Consider the following 17,629-nt stretch of genomic DNA (forward strand, 5'->3'; position numbering starts at 1 on the left):
AGGCGCGCGTCACTCGGGCGGCAGGAGGTCCGGGCGTACGCGCCGGGTGCGCTCGAGTTGGGCATCGCGGCGCCAGGCGGCAATGGCACCGTGGTTGCCGCCGATCAGCACCGGTGGGACATCCAGACCCCGCCAGCTCGACGGCTTCGTGTAGCTCGGATACTCGAGCAGGCCGTCTTCATGGGACTCCTCGACGAGGCTCTCGGGATTGCCGATGACGCCCGGGATCAGCCGGCCGATCGCCTCGATCATCGCCATCACGGCGACCTCGCCCCCGTTCAGCACATAGTCGCCGAGGCTCACCAGCCGAACGGATGCGCGGCTGCCCGCATAGTCGAACACCCTCTGGTCGATGCCCTCGTAACGCCCGCAGCCGAAGACGAGGTGGCTCGCGCCGCTCAACTCGCGGGCCATCGCCTGCGTGAAAACCTCGCCGGCGGGTGAGGGGAAGATCACAATCGGGCCGGCGCCGCTCGCGACATCCGGGATCTCCGCCGGCAGGATCGTGTCGAGCGCCTCCCCCCACGGCTCCGGCTTCATCACCATTCCGGCGCCGCCGCCGTAGGGCTTGTCGTCGACGGTGCGGTGCCGGTCGTGTGTGAACGTGCGGAGGTCGTGCACCTCGACCTCGAGGATGCCGTCCTCCCGCGCCCGGCCGAGCAGCGAGATGTCGAGCGCATCGAAGAACGTGGGGAAGATCGTGACAATGTCGATGCGCATCCGAAAACCCTAGCGCCCCCGCCCGGGCGGTCCGCCCGCCTGCCCCGCCGGGTGGCGCAGCACCAAATGGGCGGCCCTGCTCCGATCCGGCGCGGATAGCGCGGAGGATCAGTGCAGGGCCGCCGATCGGGTGACTACTCGGGCTTGGCAGCCTCGTCAGCGGGAGCATCGGGCGCAGCTTCAGCAGCGCCTGAGTCGGCAGCGTCCGCGTCAGCGGCATCCGTCGACACGCCGGCCGGCAGCACGACGGCGGCCAGGGCCTCCGAATCCGGCAGGGCCGACTCGGGCAGTTCCTCGAAGAGGCCAGGGGGCGGGGTCACCGTGATGGTGCCGCCCGCGACATCCACCGAGGGAACGATCGCCTTGACGAACGGTACGAGCACTTCGCCCGACACCGTCGACACATGCAGGAGGTCCTGCGCCGGGAGATGATCGATCTGGGTCATCGTACCGATGCGCACGCCGTCACGCACGACGGCAAGGCCGACGAGCTGGTGGTCGAACCACGCATCCTCCTCGTCGGTGACCTCGGTGAGGTCGTGGTCGATCCAGAGGATGGCCTTCGCCAGGGACTCGGCCGCAGTGCGGTCAGGTACGCCGACAAAGAAGCCGACAGCATGCCCGTTGTACCAGCGGAGTTCCGCCAGTTCGAGGGTCTTGCCGTGCCAGGGCGAGGTGGTGGGCACTTGCAGCGTGAACACCGAGCCCGGAACGAAGCGTCGTTCCGGGTCGTCGGTGAACAGCTCGAGCTTGATCGCACCCTTCAGCCCGTGGGCTTTCGTGAGGCGACCGACTCTCAGTTGCGTTTCGTTCTTAGAAATCTGTATCAACCACGTCAACACGTACGCGCTTGCCATCGGCAAGTGCGGCGACGAGCGTGCGCAACGCCTTGGCGGTGCGGCCCGAGCGGCCGATCACGCGACCGAGGTCGTCGGGGTTCACACGAACCTCGAGGACCTCGCCGCGCGGAGAGTTCTTTGCCACGACGCGCACATCGCCGGGATTGTCGACAATCCCTTTGACGAGGTGCTCGAGGGCGGGGGCGAGCAAGACTTACGCCTCGGTCGTTGCAGCGTCGTCGTCGGCAGGAGCCGATTCGGCGACGGGAGCCGCGGCGGGGGCTGCAGGAGCCTCGGCCTTGGGGCGGAGCACCGGCTTCTTCTTCTCGTCGGCGACGAAAGCCTCTTTCGGAGCCTTGACGCGAACGGTCGACACCGAGGTGGCGGCATCCTTCTTGAAGATGCCCCAGTCACCGGTGAGCTTCAGCAGTGCGGTGACCTGCTCGGTCGGCTGCGCGCCGACGCCGAGCCAGTACTGCGCACGGTCGCTCTTGACCTCGATGAGCGACGGCTCCTCGGTCGGGTGGTACTTGCCGATCTCTTCGATGACACGGCCGTCACGCTTGGTGCGCGAGTCGGCGACGACAATACGGTAGTAAGGAGCGCGGATCTTGCCCATGCGCTTCAAACGGATTTTTACAGCCACAATTCTCCTGAGTATTTTTATGGGGCGAACTGCCGGCCGTGAGCGTGGGGGCACACTCGGCCAAGAAAAAGTTCTAAGGTTCTGCGCCACGCCTGATTAGAGGGTCGGACGCGGGCAGACTCGACTGACCATTCTGTCAGAAAAAATGGCCATAGAGTAATCACGACCGCAAATCCGCACCGTGTGCACGGTTCGCCGGCACAGATACAGTCAGGGGCAGGCCGATGGAGATCACCTTCGCGCACTCCGAGCGATCCACTCTCGGCATCGAATGGGAGATCGCCCTGGTCGATCGGGTCAGCGGCGACCTGGTCTCGGTGGCCGGTGAGGTCCTGGAGGCTCTCCGCCAGAGTGATGGCTCCGAGCATCCGCAGATCACGGGTGAGCTTCTCCTCAACACCGTCGAACTCGTCACAACTGTCCACAGATCGGTTCCGGATGCTGTGGCCGACCTTCTGGGCATGTTGGATGAAGTGCGGGCCATCACCGACCCGCTCGATGTGGAGTTGATGTGTGCAGGCAGTCATCCGTTCGCCCAGTGGTTCGACCAGGAGGTGACCGACAAGGAGCGCTACCACCGCCTCGTCGACCGCACCCAGTGGTGGGGTCGCAACATGCTCATCTGGGGCATCCACGTGCATGTGGGGGTCGAGAGCCGTGACAAGGTGCTGCCCCTGGTCAACGGACTGCTGACGTACTACCCGCACCTGCAGGCGCTGAGCGCGTCGAGCCCGTTCTGGGGCGGGGTCAACACGGGCTACGCCTCCAACCGGGCGTTGATGTTCCAGCAGCTGCCGACGGCGGGGCTCCCCTACCAGTTCGGCAGTTGGGCGAACTACGAGGAGTACGTGGCCGACATGATGACCACGGGCATCATCGACGACCACACCGAGGTGAGGTGGGACATCCGCCCGTCACCGCAGTGGGGCACCGTCGAGATGCGCGCGTGCGACGGACTGTCGAGCCCCGAGGAGATCGGGGCGGTCGCGGCGCTCATCCAGTGCCTTGTCGACCACATGAGCGACCGTCTGGATGCGGGCGAGGAGCTCGTGACCCTCCAGCCGTGGTTCGTGCGCGAGAACAAGTGGCGCGCAGCGCGGTACGGGCTGGACGCCGAGATCATCCTGAACCCCGCGGGCGACGAGCGACTGGTGACCGACGACATCCGCGAGCTGCTGGTCACGCTGGCGCCGACGGCCGAGAGACTCGGATGCTCTGCGGAACTCGCGCAGGTGAACCTCATCCTCGAGAAGGGTGCCAGCTACCAGCGCCAGCTGCACGTCGCGGAGCAGAACGGCGGCAGCCTGCAGTCGGTCGTCTCGTCGCTGACGCACGAGCTGCGGCACGGCCTCGGCGGCTGACGCACGAGCTGCGGCACGGCCTCGGCGGCTGACGCCGCGCGCCCGAACGGAGCACCGCACGGCTGCCGCTGAGGGGCGAGTTCGTGCGGCGCGCCGGGGGCGGCGGCGGGGCGGCTCAGTCCGCGTTCTTCGCGTCGCGCCAGGCGAGCAGGTCGGTGACCTGGGAGGCGTCGAGGCCGGGGCCCGAGATTCCGAGGGTGAACAGGGTCGCGCCGAGCGCGTGCTGCGCGTCGAGCGCATCCGTGTCCGACGAGCCGACGCCCGCGCGCACGCTGGCGCCCGTCGAGATCTCGATCTCGTCGAAGTCGCGCCCGATCTCCTCGCAGTGCGAGCGCAGGATGCCGAGCTTCCGTTCGAGCGTCTCGGTGTCGGCGAAGCTGTGCCAGATGTCCGCGTGCTTCGCGACGATCCGCAGGGTCTTCTTCTCTCCGCCGCCGCCGATCAGCACCGGGATCTTCCGGGTGGGGGGCGGGGTCAGCTTCGACCAGCGCGACTCGATGCGGGGCATGGCTTCGGCCAGGGCATCCAGTCGCTGTCCGACCGTGCCGAACTCGTAGCCGTACTCGTCGTAGTCGCGCTCGAACCAGCCCGACCCGATGCCGAAGATGAGCCGTCCGGCGGCACCGTTCTTCGCGCTGATGTGGTCGACGGTACGGGCCATGTCGGCGAGCAGGTCGGGGTTCCGGTAGGTGTTGCAGGTCACCAGCGGACCGAATTCGATGGTCGTGGTCTGCTCCGCCCACGCGGCGAGCATGCTCCAGCCCTCGAAATGGGTGCCCTCGGGGTCACCGGAGAGCGGGTAGAAGTGGTCCCAGTTGAAGGCCACGTCGACGCCGAGCTCCTCGAGCGTCGTGAGGGTGTCGCGGATCTCGGTGTAGGTGGAGTGCTGCGGGGCGATCTGCACGCCGATACGGACGGGACGGAGGCTCGAAGAAGTCATGCTCCGATCCTACGACCGCAGAACGCCGCGCCGCCGACGGCGATCGGCGCCCGCCTCAGCGCCCGAGGAACCTCTGCAGCGACTCGAGTTCCTTCTCGCTCGGCCCGCCGGCCGGAGCTGCGCCCGCACCCGCGGCACCGCGCTTGCCGCCGAGGCCGAAGCCCGAACCGGCGGGAGCGCCGCTGCCCGCACCGTCTGTGCCCGGCAGCTTCTCACCTGACGCGATCGCCGCGTTCTCCGCGGCACGCTTGGCCGGGTTGCCCGACTTCGAGCCCTTCTTCGCCTGCACCTTCCTGCCGCGGCCACCCGCGAAGCCCGCACCGGCCATCGGCCCCATACCGGGGATCTGCGGCACACCGCCCTTGGCGACGGTCTTCATCATCTTCGAGGCCTGCTCGAAGCGCTGCACGAGCTGGTTGACGTCGGTGACGGTCATGCCGGATCCGCGGGCGATCCGCACGCGACGCGATCCGTTCAGCAGTTTCGGGTTCGTGCGCTCGGCCTTGGTCATCGACTGGATGATGGCCTCGGTGCGCACGATCTCGCGCTCGTCGAAGTTGTTCAGCTGCTCCTTCATGGCCCCGGCGCCCGGGAGCATGCCGATCATCTTCTTGAGCGAACCGGCACCCCGCAGCTGCTGCATCTGGCCGAGGAAGTCGTCGAGCGTGAACGAGTCGGTGCGGAACTTCTCCGCGACCTTCGCCGCCTCCTCCTCGTCGAACGCGCCCTGCGCCTGCTCGATGAGGGTGAGGATGTCGCCGAGGTCGAGGATGCGCGACGCCATGCGATCGGGGTAGAAGGGCTCGAAGTCGTCGAGCGACTCACCCGTCGACGCGAAGATGATGGGTCGGCCGGTCACCGAGGCGACCGAGAGCGCCGCCCCACCTCGGGCGTCGCCGTCGAGCTTCGTGAGCACGACACCGGTGAAGTCGACGCCGTCCTGGAAGGCCTTGGCGGTCGCGACCGCGTCCTGCCCGATCATCGCGTCGATGACGAACAGCACCTCGTCGGGCTGCACCGCCTTCCGGATGTCTGCGGCCTGCTTCATCATGTCGGCGTCGACACCGAGGCGACCCGCCGTGTCGACGATGACGACGTCGTACTGCTTGTCGATGGCCCACTTGATGCTGTCTTTGGCGACCTTGACGGGGTTTCCCACGCCGTTGCCGGGTTCGGGCGCGTAGACCGCGACACCCGCCTGGCCGGCGACGACCTGCAGCTGCTGCACCGCATTCGGGCGCTGGAGGTCGGCCGCGACGAGCAGCGGCGTGTGCTGCTGCTTCGCGAGCCACTTGGCCAGCTTGCCGGCAAGAGTGGTCTTACCGGCACCCTGGAGGCCCGCGAGCATGATGATGGTCGGCGGCTTCTTCGCGAACTGGATCTTGCGTGCCTCACCGCCGAGGATGGCGATGAGCTCCTCGTTGACGATCTGCACGACCTGCTGCGCCGGGTTCAGCGCCTTGTTGACCTCGTCGCCGAGGGCCCGCTCCCGCACCTTGGAAGTGAAATCTTTAACAACCTCGAGCGCGACGTCGGCGTCGAGCAGGGCGCGGCGGATCTCGCGTACCGTGCTGTCGACGTCGGCAGGGCTGAGCTTGCCCTTGGTGCGGAGGTTTCTGAACGTCTCCGCCAAGCGGTCAGACAGGTTTCCAAAAGTTGCCATGGTGCGACAATCTTAACCGCTCCGGCTGGGGGAGGATGCTCAGCCGATGAGATTCTGCACGAAGACGTGCGGGGTGAAACCGGTGAGGTCGTTGATGCCCTCGCCCTGGCCGATCAGTTTGATCGGGATGCCCGTGCGTTCCTGCACCGCGAGAACGAAGCCGGCTTTCGCCGATCCGTCGAGTTTCGTCAGCACCAGCCCCGTCACGCCGGCGTGCTCGATGAACGCCTCGGCCTGGAGCAGCCCGTTCTGGCCGGTCGTTGCGTCGAGAACGAGCAGCACCTCGGAGACCGGTGCCTGTTTCTCGATGACCCGCCTGATCTTGGTGAGTTCGTCCATCAGCCCACCCTTGGTCTGCAGGCGGCCGGCCGTGTCGATGATGGCGATCTCGATGTTGTTGCGTTTGGCGTACTCCACCGTCTGGAAGGCGACGGACGCCGGATCCTGCCCCTCCTGCTGCGGCCGCACGATGTGCGCGCCAGCACGCTCGGCCCAGGTCGCGACCTGCTCCACGGCGGCGGCGCGGAAGGTGTCGGCCGCGCCGACCACGACGCTCCGGTTGTAGTTGGCGAGGAACTTCGCGAACTTGCCGATCGTGGTCGTCTTGCCGACCCCGTTGACGCCGACGACCAGCACGATCGCGGGGCGCTCGGTGAGCTTCAGCGTGGAGTCGAGCTTCGAGAAACGTTCCTCGAGCGTCTCCCGGAGCATCCGCTGCAGGTCTTTCGGGTCGGTCGTGTTGTATCGGGCGACCTTCGCGCGGAGGTCTGCGACGATCTCGTCGGTGACGTCGATGCCGAAGTCGCCCGTGATGAGCGCCGTTTCGAGGTCGTCCCAGGTCTCCTGGTCGATGGTGCGTTTCGCGAACATGCCGCGGAGCGCGCCGGAGAGGGACCACGGGGTTCGTTCAGCCATGACACCAGACTATGGCCCCCAGAACCTGAACGCCCGCTGGGTGGGTGATTGACTTACCCCCGCCACCGCGGTTGGCTTGAAGAGCAAGGAAAGGGGGCACCGATGCCCACAACATCCACTGCAACCAGCATCTTCCCGATCATCTTCGTCGCCGCCTGCGTCGTCGTCGGATTGGGATTCGTGATCACGATCGCCCTGATGATCAGGAACGCGCACCGCATCAGACACGCGGGACATGACCCGTTCACCCTCCAGGCCGACCTCGCCACCCGGGCACTGGAGAGCGACCTGCTCAGCCCGTCGAAGACCACGGAGCAGCGCCTGCAGGAGCTCGACGACCTGCACCGCCGCCGGGTGATCTCGCCCGAAGAGTACGTGCGAGCCAGGGAACAGGCGCTGAGCGGCCGCTGAGCCTGCCGCGGCCGGCCTCCCTAGGCCGCCCCGACGCGCTGGCCGATGACGGCCGACACCCCGTCCTGCCGCATCGACACCCCGTAGAGGGCGTCGGCGATCTCCATGGTGCGCTTCTGGTGCGTGATGACGATGAGCTGCGACGTCTGCCGCAAATCCTGGAAGATCGTCAGAAGCCGACCGAGGTTGGCGTCGTCGAGGGCCGCCTCGACCTCGTCCATGATGTAGAACGGGCTCGGCCGGGCCTTGAAGATGGCGATGAGCAGGGCGACCGCCGCGAGCGACCGCTCTCCGCCCGAGAGCAGCGACAGCCGCTCGATCTTCTTGCCGGCCGGCTTCACCGACACCTCGACGCCGGTGGTCAGCAGGTCGCCCGGGTTGGTGAGGGTGATGGATCCGGTTCCTCCCGGGAACAGCACCGGGAAGACCTCCGCGAACGCGGCCTGCGTGTCGAGGAAGGCGCTCTCGAAGATGAACTTCATCTTGTCGTCGATCTCGTCGATGATCGTCAGCAGGTCTTTGCGGGTGTTCGTGAGGTCGGTCAGCTGCTCGGTCAGGAACCGGTGCCGTTGCTCGAGCGCCTCGAACTCTTCGAGGGCGAGGGGGTTCACGCGACCGAGCTCTGCGAGCATCCGTTCGGCCCTGGCGAGCCGCTGCTTCTGCTGGTCACGGTCGAACGGGATGCCCGTGGGGCCGTTCTTCGTGTCGTCGGCTGTGGCGGGGCCGTCGCCCGTCGCGGGGCTCGGACCGTCGCCCGCCCCGTCTTCGGGAATCAGCTGGTCGGGCCCGTATTCGGCGACCAGGTCGTCCTCGACCAGGCCCAGCTCCGACCCCACACGTTCGAGCACGCTCGACAGGTGGAGTTTCTTCTCGTAGATCTGCAGTTCCAGGCCGTGCACGTTCTCGGTGATGCCCTGGAGGCGATCGCGGAGGGTGCTCTCCTCGCGGCGGAGCTCCCCCAGCTCGGCGTTCTGTTCGCTCCGCTCGGCTTCGCGCTGGGCGAGTTCGAGGCGGGCGGCGGCCACCGACCTGTCGACGGAGTCGAGCACGCCGGGAAGGCTGCCGACGACGGATGTCGCGCGGTCGACCTGCCGGCGGCGGAGCACCTCCCGGCGGGCCGCCTCCTCCGCGGCCGCCCGTTCGGCGACCAGCTGGCGCTCGAGGTCGACCACGCGGGCCTGCTCGGCCCGCACGCGTTCCCTCACCGTCTCGAGCTGCAGCCGGGCATCCAACTCGCCGTCGCGCGCGAGTTCCAGCGCGCCGAGCAGGTCGTCGCGCGAACTCACGTCGAGAATCGGCCGGGGCCGGGACCGGGCCGTTTCGAGCTCGGCCCTGGCCTTCTCGGCGGCGGCGAGCGCGGTCCCCACGGTCTCCCCGGCGAGCGCGCGGCTCCGGTCGAGGCGCTCATACTCGCCCTGGCTCGCGTCGACCTGGGCCTTCAGCCGGGAGAGGCGCTCGGTCTGCGCGGCGAGTCGGGAGTCGAACTCGCGGAGCGCGGCGAGCGCGGTCGTCGACTGCTGCTTCGCGTTCTGCAGGATGCCTCGCTGCTCGGCGAGCGCGAACTTCGCCCGGTCGATCTCGGCGGTCACGACCTCGAGCCGCGCGGCCGCGGAGTCGCGCTCGGCTACGAGTTCGAGGCGCGACCGTTTCGCTCCGGAGCCGCCGCGCAGCACGTACTGCGTGAGCACGTCGCCACCCCTTGTGATGATGGTGGGGCCGACCCCCGTGGTGGTGGGGTGCGCGGTGCCCTCGCTGGTGGTGCTGCTGTCGTCGTCGAGGGTGCCCGTGCCGTTCGCGCTGTCGCCATCCGTCGGGCCCCCGGGCAGCAGGCTCCGGATGCTCGGCCAGGCTGCCCGCGCAGCCTCGAGGTCGTCGGCGATGAGGGTCGCCGCGAGCAGCGCCTGCACCCCGTGGGGCGCGGTGATGACGTCGACCGCCGCCCGCAGCCCGTCGCCGGCGAACTGCGGCGCGGCGCGCCCACCGCGAGCGGCGCTCGTGCCGCCGCTCTCACTGTCACTGCGCTCACTGTCACCGCCGCGCCCGCCACCGCCGATCGTGCCACCGTCCGCCACGACCACCTCGACCCGCCCCATGTCGCCGCCGCGGGCCCGAGCGAGGGCCTCGAACGCGTCCTCCGTCGTCTCTGCCAGCACGCCGTCGGCGAGCGACCCGAGCGCGGCCGCGATCGCCAGCTCGTAGCCCGGCTCGACCTGCACGTGGTCGGCGACCAGCCCGCGCACCCCCGGCACGCCGGCTGCGGCGAGCTCGCTCGACCCGTCCTTCTGCCCCAGCGCCATCGAGAGGGCACTCGTCTTTCCCGCCAGGGCATCGCGTTCCCGCTCGTGGGTGTGCAGGGCATCCCGCAGCTGCTCGATCTCGCCCTCGGCCTCGAACACCGCGGCCTGCGCGAACTCGTACCCCTCGTCGAGGTCGGTCTCGCCGACATCCGCCGTCGCCGCCTCGGCTTCGAGCGCCACGAACTCGACCTGCAGGCGTTCGCGCCGCTCGTGCGCTGCTGCAAGCGCGTTGGCCTGCCGGAGGTCCTCGCCGCGCACGGCCGCGAGCCGCGAGTTGGCGGACTCGAGTTGGCCGCTCAGCTTCGAGATCTCGAGGTCGTGGCGGGAGACGAGCGCGCTCTGCGCCGCGATCTGCTCATCGGCGTCGTCGAGGGCGCGCCGGGCCCGGGCGGTGAGCTGCTGGGCGGCGAGCCAGCCCTGCTCGGCCGTGACGACGCCGCCCGCGAGGCGTGCGGCCTCCGCGCGGGAGTCCGCCACCATGGTGGGCGTCACGCCCGGAGCCGTGTCGCGCTCCGCACCCTGCGCCGTTCCGAGCAGCGCGAGACGCTGGTTCGCGAGCGTGTACAGGCCGCGGAGGCGCTCCTGCACCGATTCGAGCCCGAAAGCTGTGCGCCGGGCGAGGTCGACGGCGTCGCCGTCCTGCGCCTCGAGGATGCGGTTGATGCGCAACTGGTTCTGTTCGAGCCGCTCCTGCAGCACGATGCGCTCCGTGCGGCGTTCGTTCTCGGAACGACTGTGGTCGTCGAGGGCTGTGCGGAGGGTCACGACCTCGTCGGCAAGCAGGCGGGCACGGGCATCCCGTACCACCGAGGCGATCGTCTGCGCCTCCTTGGCGACCTCGGCCTGGCGACCGAGAGGCTTCAGCTGCCGGCGCAGCTCACCCGCGAGGTCGCTCAGGCGTGTCAGGTTCGCCTGCATCGCCTCGAGCTTCCGTTCGGTCTTCTCCTTGCGGCGGCGATGCTTCAGGATGCCCGCGGCCTCCTCGATGAACCCGCGACGGCCCTCGGGGGTGGCGTGCAGCACCGCGTCGAGCTGGCCCTGCCCGACGATGACGTGCATCTCGCGGCCGAGGCCCGAGTCGCTCAGGAGCTCCTGCACGTCGAGCAGTCGGCACTGGTCGCCGTTGATCGCGTACTCGCTGCCGCCGTTCCGGAACAGCGTGCGGCTGATCGTCACCTCGGAGTAGTCGATCGGCAGGGCACCGTCGGCGTTGTCGATCGTCAGGATCACCTCGGCCCGCCCCAGCGGACCGCGCGTCGACGTGCCGGCGAAGATGACGTCCTCCATCTTGCCGCCGCGGAGGGTCTTCACCCCCTGCTCTCCCATCACCCAGGCGAGCGCGTCGACGACGTTGCTCTTGCCTGAGCCGTTCGGGCCGACCACACAGGTCACGCCCGTCTCGAAGGCGAAGGTCGTGGGCTGCGCGAACGACTTGAAACCCTTCAGGGTGAGGCTCTTGAGATGCACCCCTCACCCCTTTCCGGTCGTCGCGGGCTGTGCTTTCGCGTGTTGCTCTACGCTACCGAACCGGATGCCCCCACCCCGCGTGCCGCGCTGCAGCGCTCCGCCCCGCCCCGCTCAGCCCGCCCGCCCGCGCCCACTTCGGCCGCCGCCCCGCGCGAGCCCGCGCGGCCCCACCCCGCGGAGCGCGCCGGTTTGTCGCTTCCGCGCCTGCGCGCCGGGGCGCGGATGCGACAAGGCGGCGCGGATGCGTCTGCGTGGTGGGCGGGGGCGGCCGGGCCGCGAACGGGGGCGGCGGGGCGGCAGGGGCGGCAGGGCGGGCGCGTAAGCTCGGGGCATGGCACGCACACCGCTCGTCAGCCTGGGGTCTGAGCTCGACGAGCAGGAACTCCGGCGGTACTCACGGCAGCTCCGGATGCCGCAGCTCGGCCTCGAAGGGCAGCGGCGCCTGAAGGCGGCCCGCGTGCTGGTGCTCGGTGCGGGCGGGCTCGGATCCCCCGTGCTGCTCTACCTGGCGGGTGCGGGGGTCGGCACCCTCGGGATCGTCGACGACGACACCGTCGACGAGTCGAACCTGCAGCGGCAGATCATCCACACGTCCGACGCTCTCGGCACGTCGAAGGCCCGGTCGGCCCGCGCGGCCCTCACTGCGCTGAACCCGCTGGTGCGCGTCGACCTGCACGAAGTGAGGCTCGATGCCGGAAACGCGGCCGAGATCTTCGGCGGCTACGACCTCGTCATCGACGGAACCGACAACTTCGCCACCCGCTACCTCGCGAACGATACGGCGGCGGCGCTCGGGATGCCCTACGTCTGGGGCTCGGTGCTGCGGTTCGACGGGCAGGTCTCGACGTTCTGGCACCGGCCGGCGGCGAGCGGATCGGGTGAGCCCGGGCGGGGCCTCACGCTCCGCGACCTGTTCCCACAGGAGATCGTCGACGACGAGGCCGAGTCGTGCTCCGTCGCGGGTGTGCTGGGTCCGCTCTGCGGAACGGTCGGCTCGGCGATGGCGACGGAGGCACTGAAGCTCATCGTCGGTTTCGGCGAACCGCTGGTAGGCCGCATCCTCGTGATCGACACGCTGGAAGGCAGCTACACCGAGGTGCCGTTCGGGGTGGCTGAGCCGGGCACCGCCGAGTCTGCCACCGCCGAGCCTGCCCCCACCGAGCCCGCCACCGCCGAGCCCGCTGCAGTCACCGAGCCCGCCGCCACCGAACCCACGCGTACCGCCCGCCCCGCCACCTCGCTCGGCGTCACGGAGCTCGCCGCACGGCTCGCGGCCCGGGCATCCGGTGCCGACGACTTCATCCTGCTCGACGTGCGGGAGCCGTGGGAACGCGACTTCGCCGGAATCGACGGATCGGTGCTCGTGCCTCTGCAGTCGTTGCTCTCCGCCGCGGCCGAGGAGGTGCTGCCGAAAAGCGCCGAGATCCTCGTGCACTGCCACCACGACACGCGGTCGCAGTACGCACGCGAGGTGATGCTGCAGTCGGGCTGGCAGCAGGTGACCTTCGTCGAGGGCGGCATCGATGCGTGGTCTGCCAAGGTCGACCCGGAGGTCGCCCGCTACTGAACCGCTCCTAGCGGTCGCCCATGATCTCGGCCGCGGCCCGCACGAGCGCCGCGTTCGACTCCGCCAGCGAACCGTCGGGCAGGTGGAAGGTGTCCTCGAACCCGATCCGCGTGTCGATGCCCCGCCGGGCCGCGTCTTCGAGCAGCACCCAGGTCGCCTCGCCGTCTCCGTGCTGCAGGCGGGGAACCTCCACTCCGCCGCGGTCGAGCAGCCGGTGGATCTCGGCGACGATCCCGACGGCGAGCGTCACATCGAGTTCGACCGGCTCGATCAGCAGTCGCACCAACCCCGGCGGCAGCTCGCCGCTCACCAGGAACTCGGCGTCGGCGACCGTCCAGACGCCGGCCTCGACGGCGATTCCCCGCTCGGCGAGACGGTGGATGAGGGGAACCGCACCCTCCTCGGCGAGATTCACCGACACGAAGTCGGGTTGGGTCCACTGGGACGCGAACTCCAACCGCCGCGCGACGTCGCCCTCGATCCAGGCACCCGACCCGACACCGACGGGATGCGGCTGGCTCGCTTTGACGGCGCGCACTACGTCGTCGACAACGCCGTACGCGAGCGTCTCGACGCCCGACGCGGCCCGCGGATGCACGTGGAAGGCCCGCGCGCCGGCAGCAGCGCACGCCCGGGCGTCCGCCGCCAGCTCGGCCGGGGATACGGGGACTGCGGAATGGTCGTCCTTCGTGAAGGGACCGTTGAGGCTCGCTTGGATCATGGGCCGGTCAGCCCCCCGCGAACGGCGGCAGCACGTCGAGGCTGTCACCGTCCGCCAGAACGTGGGTGTGGCCCGGCACGGTGAGGCCGTTCACCAGGAAGGTGCTGCGCCCGAGCACCGGATGGCCGCCCAGGCCCGTCGAGGCGAGCAGGGTGCCGACCGAGCATCCACCCGGTACCTCGCGCAGCTCTTCGGCCACTCCGGCGGCGGCTTTGGCCGCGGCGAAGTAACGAACCCGCACTTTCATCTGCGGTCAGCCACCGATCGCACTCATCGGGCGCTCGGGCTGCTGGAACCCGGCCAGGTTCATCTCGTGGCCCGCGGGCTTCGCCCACATCGCCCCGCGCCAGAGGTCGGCGATCTCGTCGTCGCCGGCGCCCGCGCGCATCGGCCCGAGCAGGTCGGTCTCGGTGTGCGAGAACAGGCAGCTGCGCACGCCGCCCTCGGCCGTCAGGCGAGTGCGGCGGCAGTCGTCGCAGAACGCCTCGGTGACGGAGGCGATGATGCCGACCGTTCCGAGCTCCGGTTCGTCGGCGGATGCCCCCCGGCGCCTCACGCGGTAGAGCTCCGCGGGCGCACCGTCGCGGGGGGCGGCATCGGGGCTGAGGTCGAAACGCTCCGACAGGCGCTCGCGGATCTGCTCGGCAGTGATCATCGCCTCGCGGTCCCAGACGTGGTCGGCGTCGAGCGCCATCTGTTCGATGAACCGCAGCTGGTGACCCCCGGCGAGCGCCCATTCGAGCAGGTCGGGGCCTTGGGTGTCGTTGATGCCGGGCAGCAGCACCGCGTTGATCTTGGTGTTGCGGATGCCCGCCAGACCGAGAGCGTCGATGCCCTTCAGCACCCGTTCGAGGAAGGGCCGGCGGGTGATGATCGCAAAGGTCTCGGGGCAGATCGTGTCGAGCGAGACGTTCACCCGGTCGAGGCCCGCCTCGGCGAGCGCGGTGGCGCGACCGGAGAGCCCGATGGCGTTGGTGGTGAGCGAGATCTCGGGGCGGGCATCCAGAGCGGCCACATCGCGGATGATCTCGACCAGGTCTTTGCGGAGCAGTGGCTCGCCCCCGGTGAAGCGCACCTGCCGGACGCCCAGCACCTCTGTCGCGAGCCGGGCGAGGCGCACGATCTCGTCGCGCTGCATCAGCTTCGAGGCGGGCTGGAAGGGCAGCCCCTCGGCCGGCATGCAGTAGGTGCAGCGCAGGTTGCAGCGGTCCGTCAGCGAAATGCGGAGGTCGGTCGCGGTGCGCCCGAACGTGTCGAGGAGGCCCGGCACGGAGGGTCGTACGGCACGTCCTCCGCCGGCTCCGGATGTCGCGGGGCCACCCGGCACGGCTCGAGCCGCGCCTCGCACCTCGGGAACACCCAGCATGACGGTCATATCGATCAAGTGTAGAAGGGCATCCGGGCGACGCCGTCCCCGAAACGGGAATTGCGTGTCCTCGGTGAGTGTCGGTGGAGTGCGGCAGGATGGACCTGTGAACCGCCGCCTGATCGAAGAACACCGCGCAGCCGTCGAGCGACTGCTCGCCCCGCTGGCCGAGAACCGCGCGAGCGAGACTCTCCTGGTGTCGCCGTCGCGCATGGCCGCCCGCCCCGGCGACTACCGCGGCCGGGTTCTCGCGGTCGACGTCGTGTCGCCCACCGACCTGCCCTCCTTCGACAACTCGCAGATGGACGGCTACGCGGTGTCGTGGTTCGACCTCGTGACCGCGTCTCCCGAGCATCCTGTCTCCGTGCGCGTGGCCCGGCAGATCGCGGCGGGCGACGGCGGTCTGCCCCTCGTCGCCGGCACAGCCGCGCCGATCATGACCGGGGCGCCGGTTCCGCTCGGTGCGGATGCGATCGTTCCGATCGAGTCGGCCGTGCCGCCGGTCTTCCCCGACGCGGATGCCCTGCGGCTCGCCTTCGAACCCGACCTGATCCTCGGCGCCGAGCTCAGCAACGATGAGGTGGGGGTCGCAGGGAGCGGGGCAGGCGGCGGCGCAGACCCTGCCGCCGCTTCGGATGCCGTTGGCTCTCCTGCGGATGTGGATGCGGATGCGGATGCGGCCAGCCCCTCTGCGCCCGCCGGCCCCACGGTCAGCTTCACCTCGCCGGTCACCCCCGGCGCGTTCATCCGTCGCACCGGCAGCGACGTCGCCGCCGGTGACGTGCTCCTCGCCGCCGGCAGCACGCTCGGCCCCGCGCAGTTCGGCGTGATCGCCGGCACCGGGCTCACCGGCATCGAGGTGGTGAAGCGGCTGCGCGTGCTGCTCGTGTCGACGGGGCACGAGATCCGAGACGCCGGGTCCGCACTCGGCACCGGGCAGATCTACGACTCGAACAGCGTCGCCCTGAGCGTCGCCCTGCTCGACGCGGGCTGCGAGGTGACGGCGGTCGCCTGCCGGTCGGATGACGCGCCGGTGCTGCTCGGCATCCTGAACCAGCACGGGCCGGCCGCCGACCTCATCATCACCGTGGGCGGGGTCAGCGCGGGTGCGCGCGAGGTCGTGCGCGATGCGCTCGCGCCCCTCGGAGTCGAGTTCGGCAAGGTGGCGATGCAGCCGGGCGGGCCGCAGGGGTTCGGCCAGGCGGTCATTCCGTCGTCGGCGCCCAGCACGCCCCTGTCGCGGCCGACCGTGTGTCTTCCGGGCAACCCGGTGAGCGCGCTGGTCTCGTTCGAGATGTTCGTGCGGCCGATCCTGCGGAAGGTCGCGCACCTCGAGCCGGCGGAACGCGTGCGCGAGGTCGCCATGCTCGCGGAATCCGTCGATTCGCCGGCGGGCACCTACCAGGTGCGCCGCGGCTTCGTGGCCGAAGACGGAACGGTGGCGCTGATCGGCGGGCCGAGCTCTCACCTGCTGCACTCCTATGCGACGTCGAACGCCCTGGTGCACATCGCCGCCGAGGTGGAACACCTCGACTCGGGCGACCCGGTGATGGTCTGGAGGATCGATGAGTGACGCAGGGCAGGGCGGCGGGGCTGGCGAACCGGCTCTGACCCACGTGCGGCCCGACGGCGCCGTGCTGATGGTCGACGTCACCGACAAGGCCATCACGAAGCGCGTGGCGCACGCCGAGGCCACCCTGATCACGCGTCCGGACGTGATCGGGATGCTCGTGGCCGGTGAGCTTCCGAAGGGCGAGGCCCTCGCGACAGCGCGGATCGCCGGCATCATGGGCGCGAAACAGACGTCCTCGCTGATCCCGCTCTGCCATCCCCTGCCCCTGTCGGGCGCGACCGTCGACTTCACGCCGCTCGCCGATCGGGTGATCATCCACACCATGGTGAAGACCACCGGCGTGACCGGCGTCGAGATGGAGGCGCTCACGGCGGCGTCGATCGCAGCGCTCACGCTCTACGACATGATCAAGGCGGTCGACAAGCTCGCGGAGATCACCGGCATCCATGTCGTCTCGAAGAGCGGCGGCAAGAGCGGGGACTGGGAGCGCCCGGATGTCGCGGGTGAGCATCTGCCGGGCAGCGGCGCCAGCGGGGCAGCGGTGTGAGCGCGGCAGACCCGTCGGGGACCGGTGAGGCAGCGGCCGCGTCGCCCCACACGAGCGCGACAGCGGCGCCCGGCGGGCGCACCGGCACGGTCGCCATCCTCATCGTGTCGACGCGCGCCGCCGCCGGTGCCTACGACGACGTGACCGGTCCGCTCATCGAGCGCTGGGCAACGACCCGCGGATGGACCGTGCCGGAGCGCCTCGTGGTGCCCGACGGCCCCGGGGTCGGCCCCGCCATCGCGGCGCTGCTGCGGTCGGCGCCCGATCTTCTCGTGACCAGCGGAGGGACGGGCATCCACCCCCACGACCGCACGCCCGAGGCGACCCGCGGGCTGCTGGACTTCGAGATCCCCGGATTCGCCGAGGAGCTGCGCCGGCGCGGCGGGCTGAAGGTCGTGAGCGCCCTGCTCTCCCGCGGGCTCGCCGGCGTCGCCGGATCGACCATCGTGGTGAACCTTCCCGGGTCGAGCGGCGGCGTGAAAGACGGGCTCGGCCTGCTCGACGACGTTCTCGACCACATGGTCGACCAACTGCACGGAGGCGACCATCGACGACACGACTGACCCCCCACCGGACGGCACCACCCCGCTGCCGGA

Annotated in this window: 17 protein-coding genes; 6 read left to right on the forward strand and 11 right to left on the reverse strand. The window is 69.8% G+C overall.

What is annotated here, in order from left to right; translation table 11 throughout:
• Window positions 1–9 precede the first annotated feature (9 nt).
• From trmD to rpsP, 4 genes are all read right to left on the reverse strand, one after another.
• The gene (trmD, locus tag FB464_RS09290; protein ID WP_116414118.1) at window positions 10–720 is read right to left on the reverse strand and encodes a tRNA (guanosine(37)-N1)-methyltransferase TrmD; all 711 of its coding nucleotides are present in this window, start codon (window positions 718–720) and stop codon (window positions 10–12) included.
• A gap of 134 nt (window positions 721–854) precedes the next feature.
• A complete protein-coding gene (gene rimM / locus FB464_RS09295) occupies window positions 855–1,550 on the reverse strand; it encodes a ribosome maturation factor RimM (RefSeq protein ID WP_246092995.1) in 696 nt (231 codons plus the stop codon).
• The gene (locus FB464_RS09300) at window positions 1,534–1,770 is read right to left on the reverse strand and encodes an RNA-binding protein (RefSeq protein WP_116414116.1); all 237 of its coding nucleotides are present in this window, start codon (window positions 1,768–1,770) and stop codon (window positions 1,534–1,536) included. The genes rimM and FB464_RS09300 overlap by 17 nt, the downstream gene beginning before the upstream one ends.
• Before the next feature lie 3 nt (window positions 1,771–1,773).
• A complete protein-coding gene (gene rpsP / locus FB464_RS09305; protein ID WP_116414115.1) occupies window positions 1,774–2,205 on the reverse strand; it encodes a 30S ribosomal protein S16 in 432 nt (143 codons plus the stop codon).
• A gap of 224 nt (window positions 2,206–2,429) precedes the next feature.
• On the opposite strand from rpsP, the gene FB464_RS09310 reads away from it, so the two are divergent.
• On the forward strand, window positions 2,430–3,566 hold the full coding sequence (locus FB464_RS09310) for a glutamate--cysteine ligase (protein ID WP_116414114.1): 1,137 nt from the start codon (window positions 2,430–2,432) through the stop codon (window positions 3,564–3,566).
• Between the two features lie 115 nt (window positions 3,567–3,681).
• On the opposite strand, the gene FB464_RS09315 is transcribed toward FB464_RS09310, so the two are convergent.
• The 3 genes from FB464_RS09315 to ftsY are packed head-to-tail and all read right to left on the reverse strand — an operon-like array spanning window position 3,682 to window position 7,084.
• Window positions 3,682–4,506, reverse strand: a complete 825-nt coding sequence (locus FB464_RS09315) for an LLM class F420-dependent oxidoreductase (protein WP_116414113.1) — start codon at window positions 4,504–4,506, stop codon at window positions 3,682–3,684.
• Window positions 4,507–4,561: 55 nt separating this feature from the next.
• Window positions 4,562–6,169, reverse strand: coding sequence for a signal recognition particle protein (gene ffh, locus FB464_RS09320; RefSeq protein ID WP_116414112.1), 1,608 nt, complete (start codon window positions 6,167–6,169; stop codon window positions 4,562–4,564).
• Window positions 6,170–6,208: 39 nt separating this feature from the next.
• Window positions 6,209–7,084: a signal recognition particle-docking protein FtsY gene (ftsY, locus tag FB464_RS09325; RefSeq protein ID WP_116414111.1), complete on the reverse strand. Its 876-nt coding sequence runs from the start codon at window positions 7,082–7,084 to the stop codon at window positions 6,209–6,211.
• Window positions 7,085–7,186: 102 nt separating this feature from the next.
• Here ftsY and FB464_RS09330 point away from each other — a divergent pair, with 102 nt between their 5' ends.
• The gene (locus FB464_RS09330) at window positions 7,187–7,495 is read left to right on the forward strand and encodes an SHOCT domain-containing protein (RefSeq protein ID WP_116414110.1); all 309 of its coding nucleotides are present in this window, start codon (window positions 7,187–7,189) and stop codon (window positions 7,493–7,495) included.
• 20 nt (window positions 7,496–7,515) lie between these two features.
• Here the strand turns inward: FB464_RS09330 and FB464_RS09335 are convergent, their stop codons facing one another.
• Window positions 7,516–11,259 (reverse strand): AAA family ATPase, encoded by a 3,744-nt coding sequence (locus tag FB464_RS09335; protein ID WP_116414109.1) that lies wholly within the window; start codon window positions 11,257–11,259, stop codon window positions 7,516–7,518.
• A 331-nt stretch (window positions 11,260–11,590) separates the two neighbouring features.
• On the opposite strand from FB464_RS09335, the gene FB464_RS09340 reads away from it, so the two are divergent.
• Window positions 11,591–12,826: a ThiF family adenylyltransferase gene (locus FB464_RS09340; RefSeq protein WP_116414108.1), complete on the forward strand. Its 1,236-nt coding sequence runs from the start codon at window positions 11,591–11,593 to the stop codon at window positions 12,824–12,826.
• A gap of 7 nt (window positions 12,827–12,833) precedes the next feature.
• Here the strand turns inward: FB464_RS09340 and FB464_RS09345 are convergent, their stop codons facing one another.
• From FB464_RS09345 to moaA, 3 genes are read right to left on the reverse strand one after another with little or no spacing between them, the layout of a single operon-like run.
• Complete coding sequence (locus FB464_RS09345) at window positions 12,834–13,547, reverse strand: 3-keto-5-aminohexanoate cleavage protein (protein WP_116414107.1); 714 nt, start codon at window positions 13,545–13,547, stop codon at window positions 12,834–12,836.
• 7 nt (window positions 13,548–13,554) lie between these two features.
• The gene (locus tag FB464_RS09350; protein ID WP_116414106.1) at window positions 13,555–13,794 is read right to left on the reverse strand and encodes a MoaD/ThiS family protein; all 240 of its coding nucleotides are present in this window, start codon (window positions 13,792–13,794) and stop codon (window positions 13,555–13,557) included.
• 6 nt (window positions 13,795–13,800) lie between these two features.
• Window positions 13,801–14,922 (reverse strand): GTP 3',8-cyclase MoaA, encoded by a 1,122-nt coding sequence (gene moaA / locus FB464_RS09355; RefSeq protein WP_116414105.1) that lies wholly within the window; start codon window positions 14,920–14,922, stop codon window positions 13,801–13,803.
• Between the two features lie 97 nt (window positions 14,923–15,019).
• On the opposite strand from moaA, the gene FB464_RS09360 reads away from it, so the two are divergent.
• From FB464_RS09360 to FB464_RS09370, 3 genes are read left to right on the forward strand one after another with little or no spacing between them, the layout of a single operon-like run.
• A complete protein-coding gene (locus FB464_RS09360; protein WP_170151875.1) occupies window positions 15,020–16,486 on the forward strand; it encodes a molybdopterin molybdotransferase MoeA in 1,467 nt (488 codons plus the stop codon).
• Window positions 16,479–17,033, forward strand: coding sequence for a cyclic pyranopterin monophosphate synthase MoaC (gene moaC / locus FB464_RS09365; RefSeq protein ID WP_116414103.1), 555 nt, complete (start codon window positions 16,479–16,481; stop codon window positions 17,031–17,033). The genes FB464_RS09360 and moaC overlap by 8 nt, the downstream gene beginning before the upstream one ends.
• Window positions 17,030–17,596, forward strand: a complete 567-nt coding sequence (locus FB464_RS09370) for a MogA/MoaB family molybdenum cofactor biosynthesis protein (protein ID WP_246092996.1) — start codon at window positions 17,030–17,032, stop codon at window positions 17,594–17,596. Before moaC ends, FB464_RS09370 begins: the two co-directional genes overlap by 4 nt.
• Window positions 17,597–17,629 lie beyond the last annotated feature (33 nt).

It is taken from the genome of Subtercola boreus, from assembly GCF_006716115.1.
Taxonomy (GTDB): Bacteria; Actinomycetota; Actinomycetes; order Actinomycetales; family Microbacteriaceae; genus Subtercola; species Subtercola boreus.

Excerpts from the sequence above, each read along its gene's own strand:
- trmD (WP_116414118.1), bottom strand. The coding sequence starts at position 720 with ATGCGCATCGACATTGTCACGATCTTCCCCACGTTCTTCGATGCGCTC.
- FB464_RS09310 (WP_116414114.1), top strand. The coding sequence starts at position 2,430 with ATGGAGATCACCTTCGCGCACTCCGAGCGATCCACTCTCGGCATCGAA.
- FB464_RS09315 (WP_116414113.1), bottom strand. The coding sequence starts at position 4,506 with ATGACTTCTTCGAGCCTCCGTCCCGTCCGTATCGGCGTGCAGATCGCC.
- ffh (WP_116414112.1), bottom strand. The coding sequence starts at position 6,169 with ATGGCAACTTTTGGAAACCTGTCTGACCGCTTGGCGGAGACGTTCAGA.
- ftsY (WP_116414111.1), bottom strand. The coding sequence starts at position 7,084 with ATGGCTGAACGAACCCCGTGGTCCCTCTCCGGCGCGCTCCGCGGCATG.
- FB464_RS09330 (WP_116414110.1), top strand. The coding sequence starts at position 7,187 with ATGCCCACAACATCCACTGCAACCAGCATCTTCCCGATCATCTTCGTC.
- FB464_RS09340 (WP_116414108.1), top strand. The coding sequence starts at position 11,591 with ATGGCACGCACACCGCTCGTCAGCCTGGGGTCTGAGCTCGACGAGCAG.
- FB464_RS09345 (WP_116414107.1), bottom strand. The coding sequence starts at position 13,547 with ATGATCCAAGCGAGCCTCAACGGTCCCTTCACGAAGGACGACCATTCC.
- FB464_RS09350 (WP_116414106.1), bottom strand. The coding sequence starts at position 13,794 with ATGAAAGTGCGGGTTCGTTACTTCGCCGCGGCCAAAGCCGCCGCCGGA.
- moaA (WP_116414105.1), bottom strand. The coding sequence starts at position 14,922 with ATGACCGTCATGCTGGGTGTTCCCGAGGTGCGAGGCGCGGCTCGAGCC.
- moaC (WP_116414103.1), top strand. The coding sequence starts at position 16,479 with ATGAGTGACGCAGGGCAGGGCGGCGGGGCTGGCGAACCGGCTCTGACC.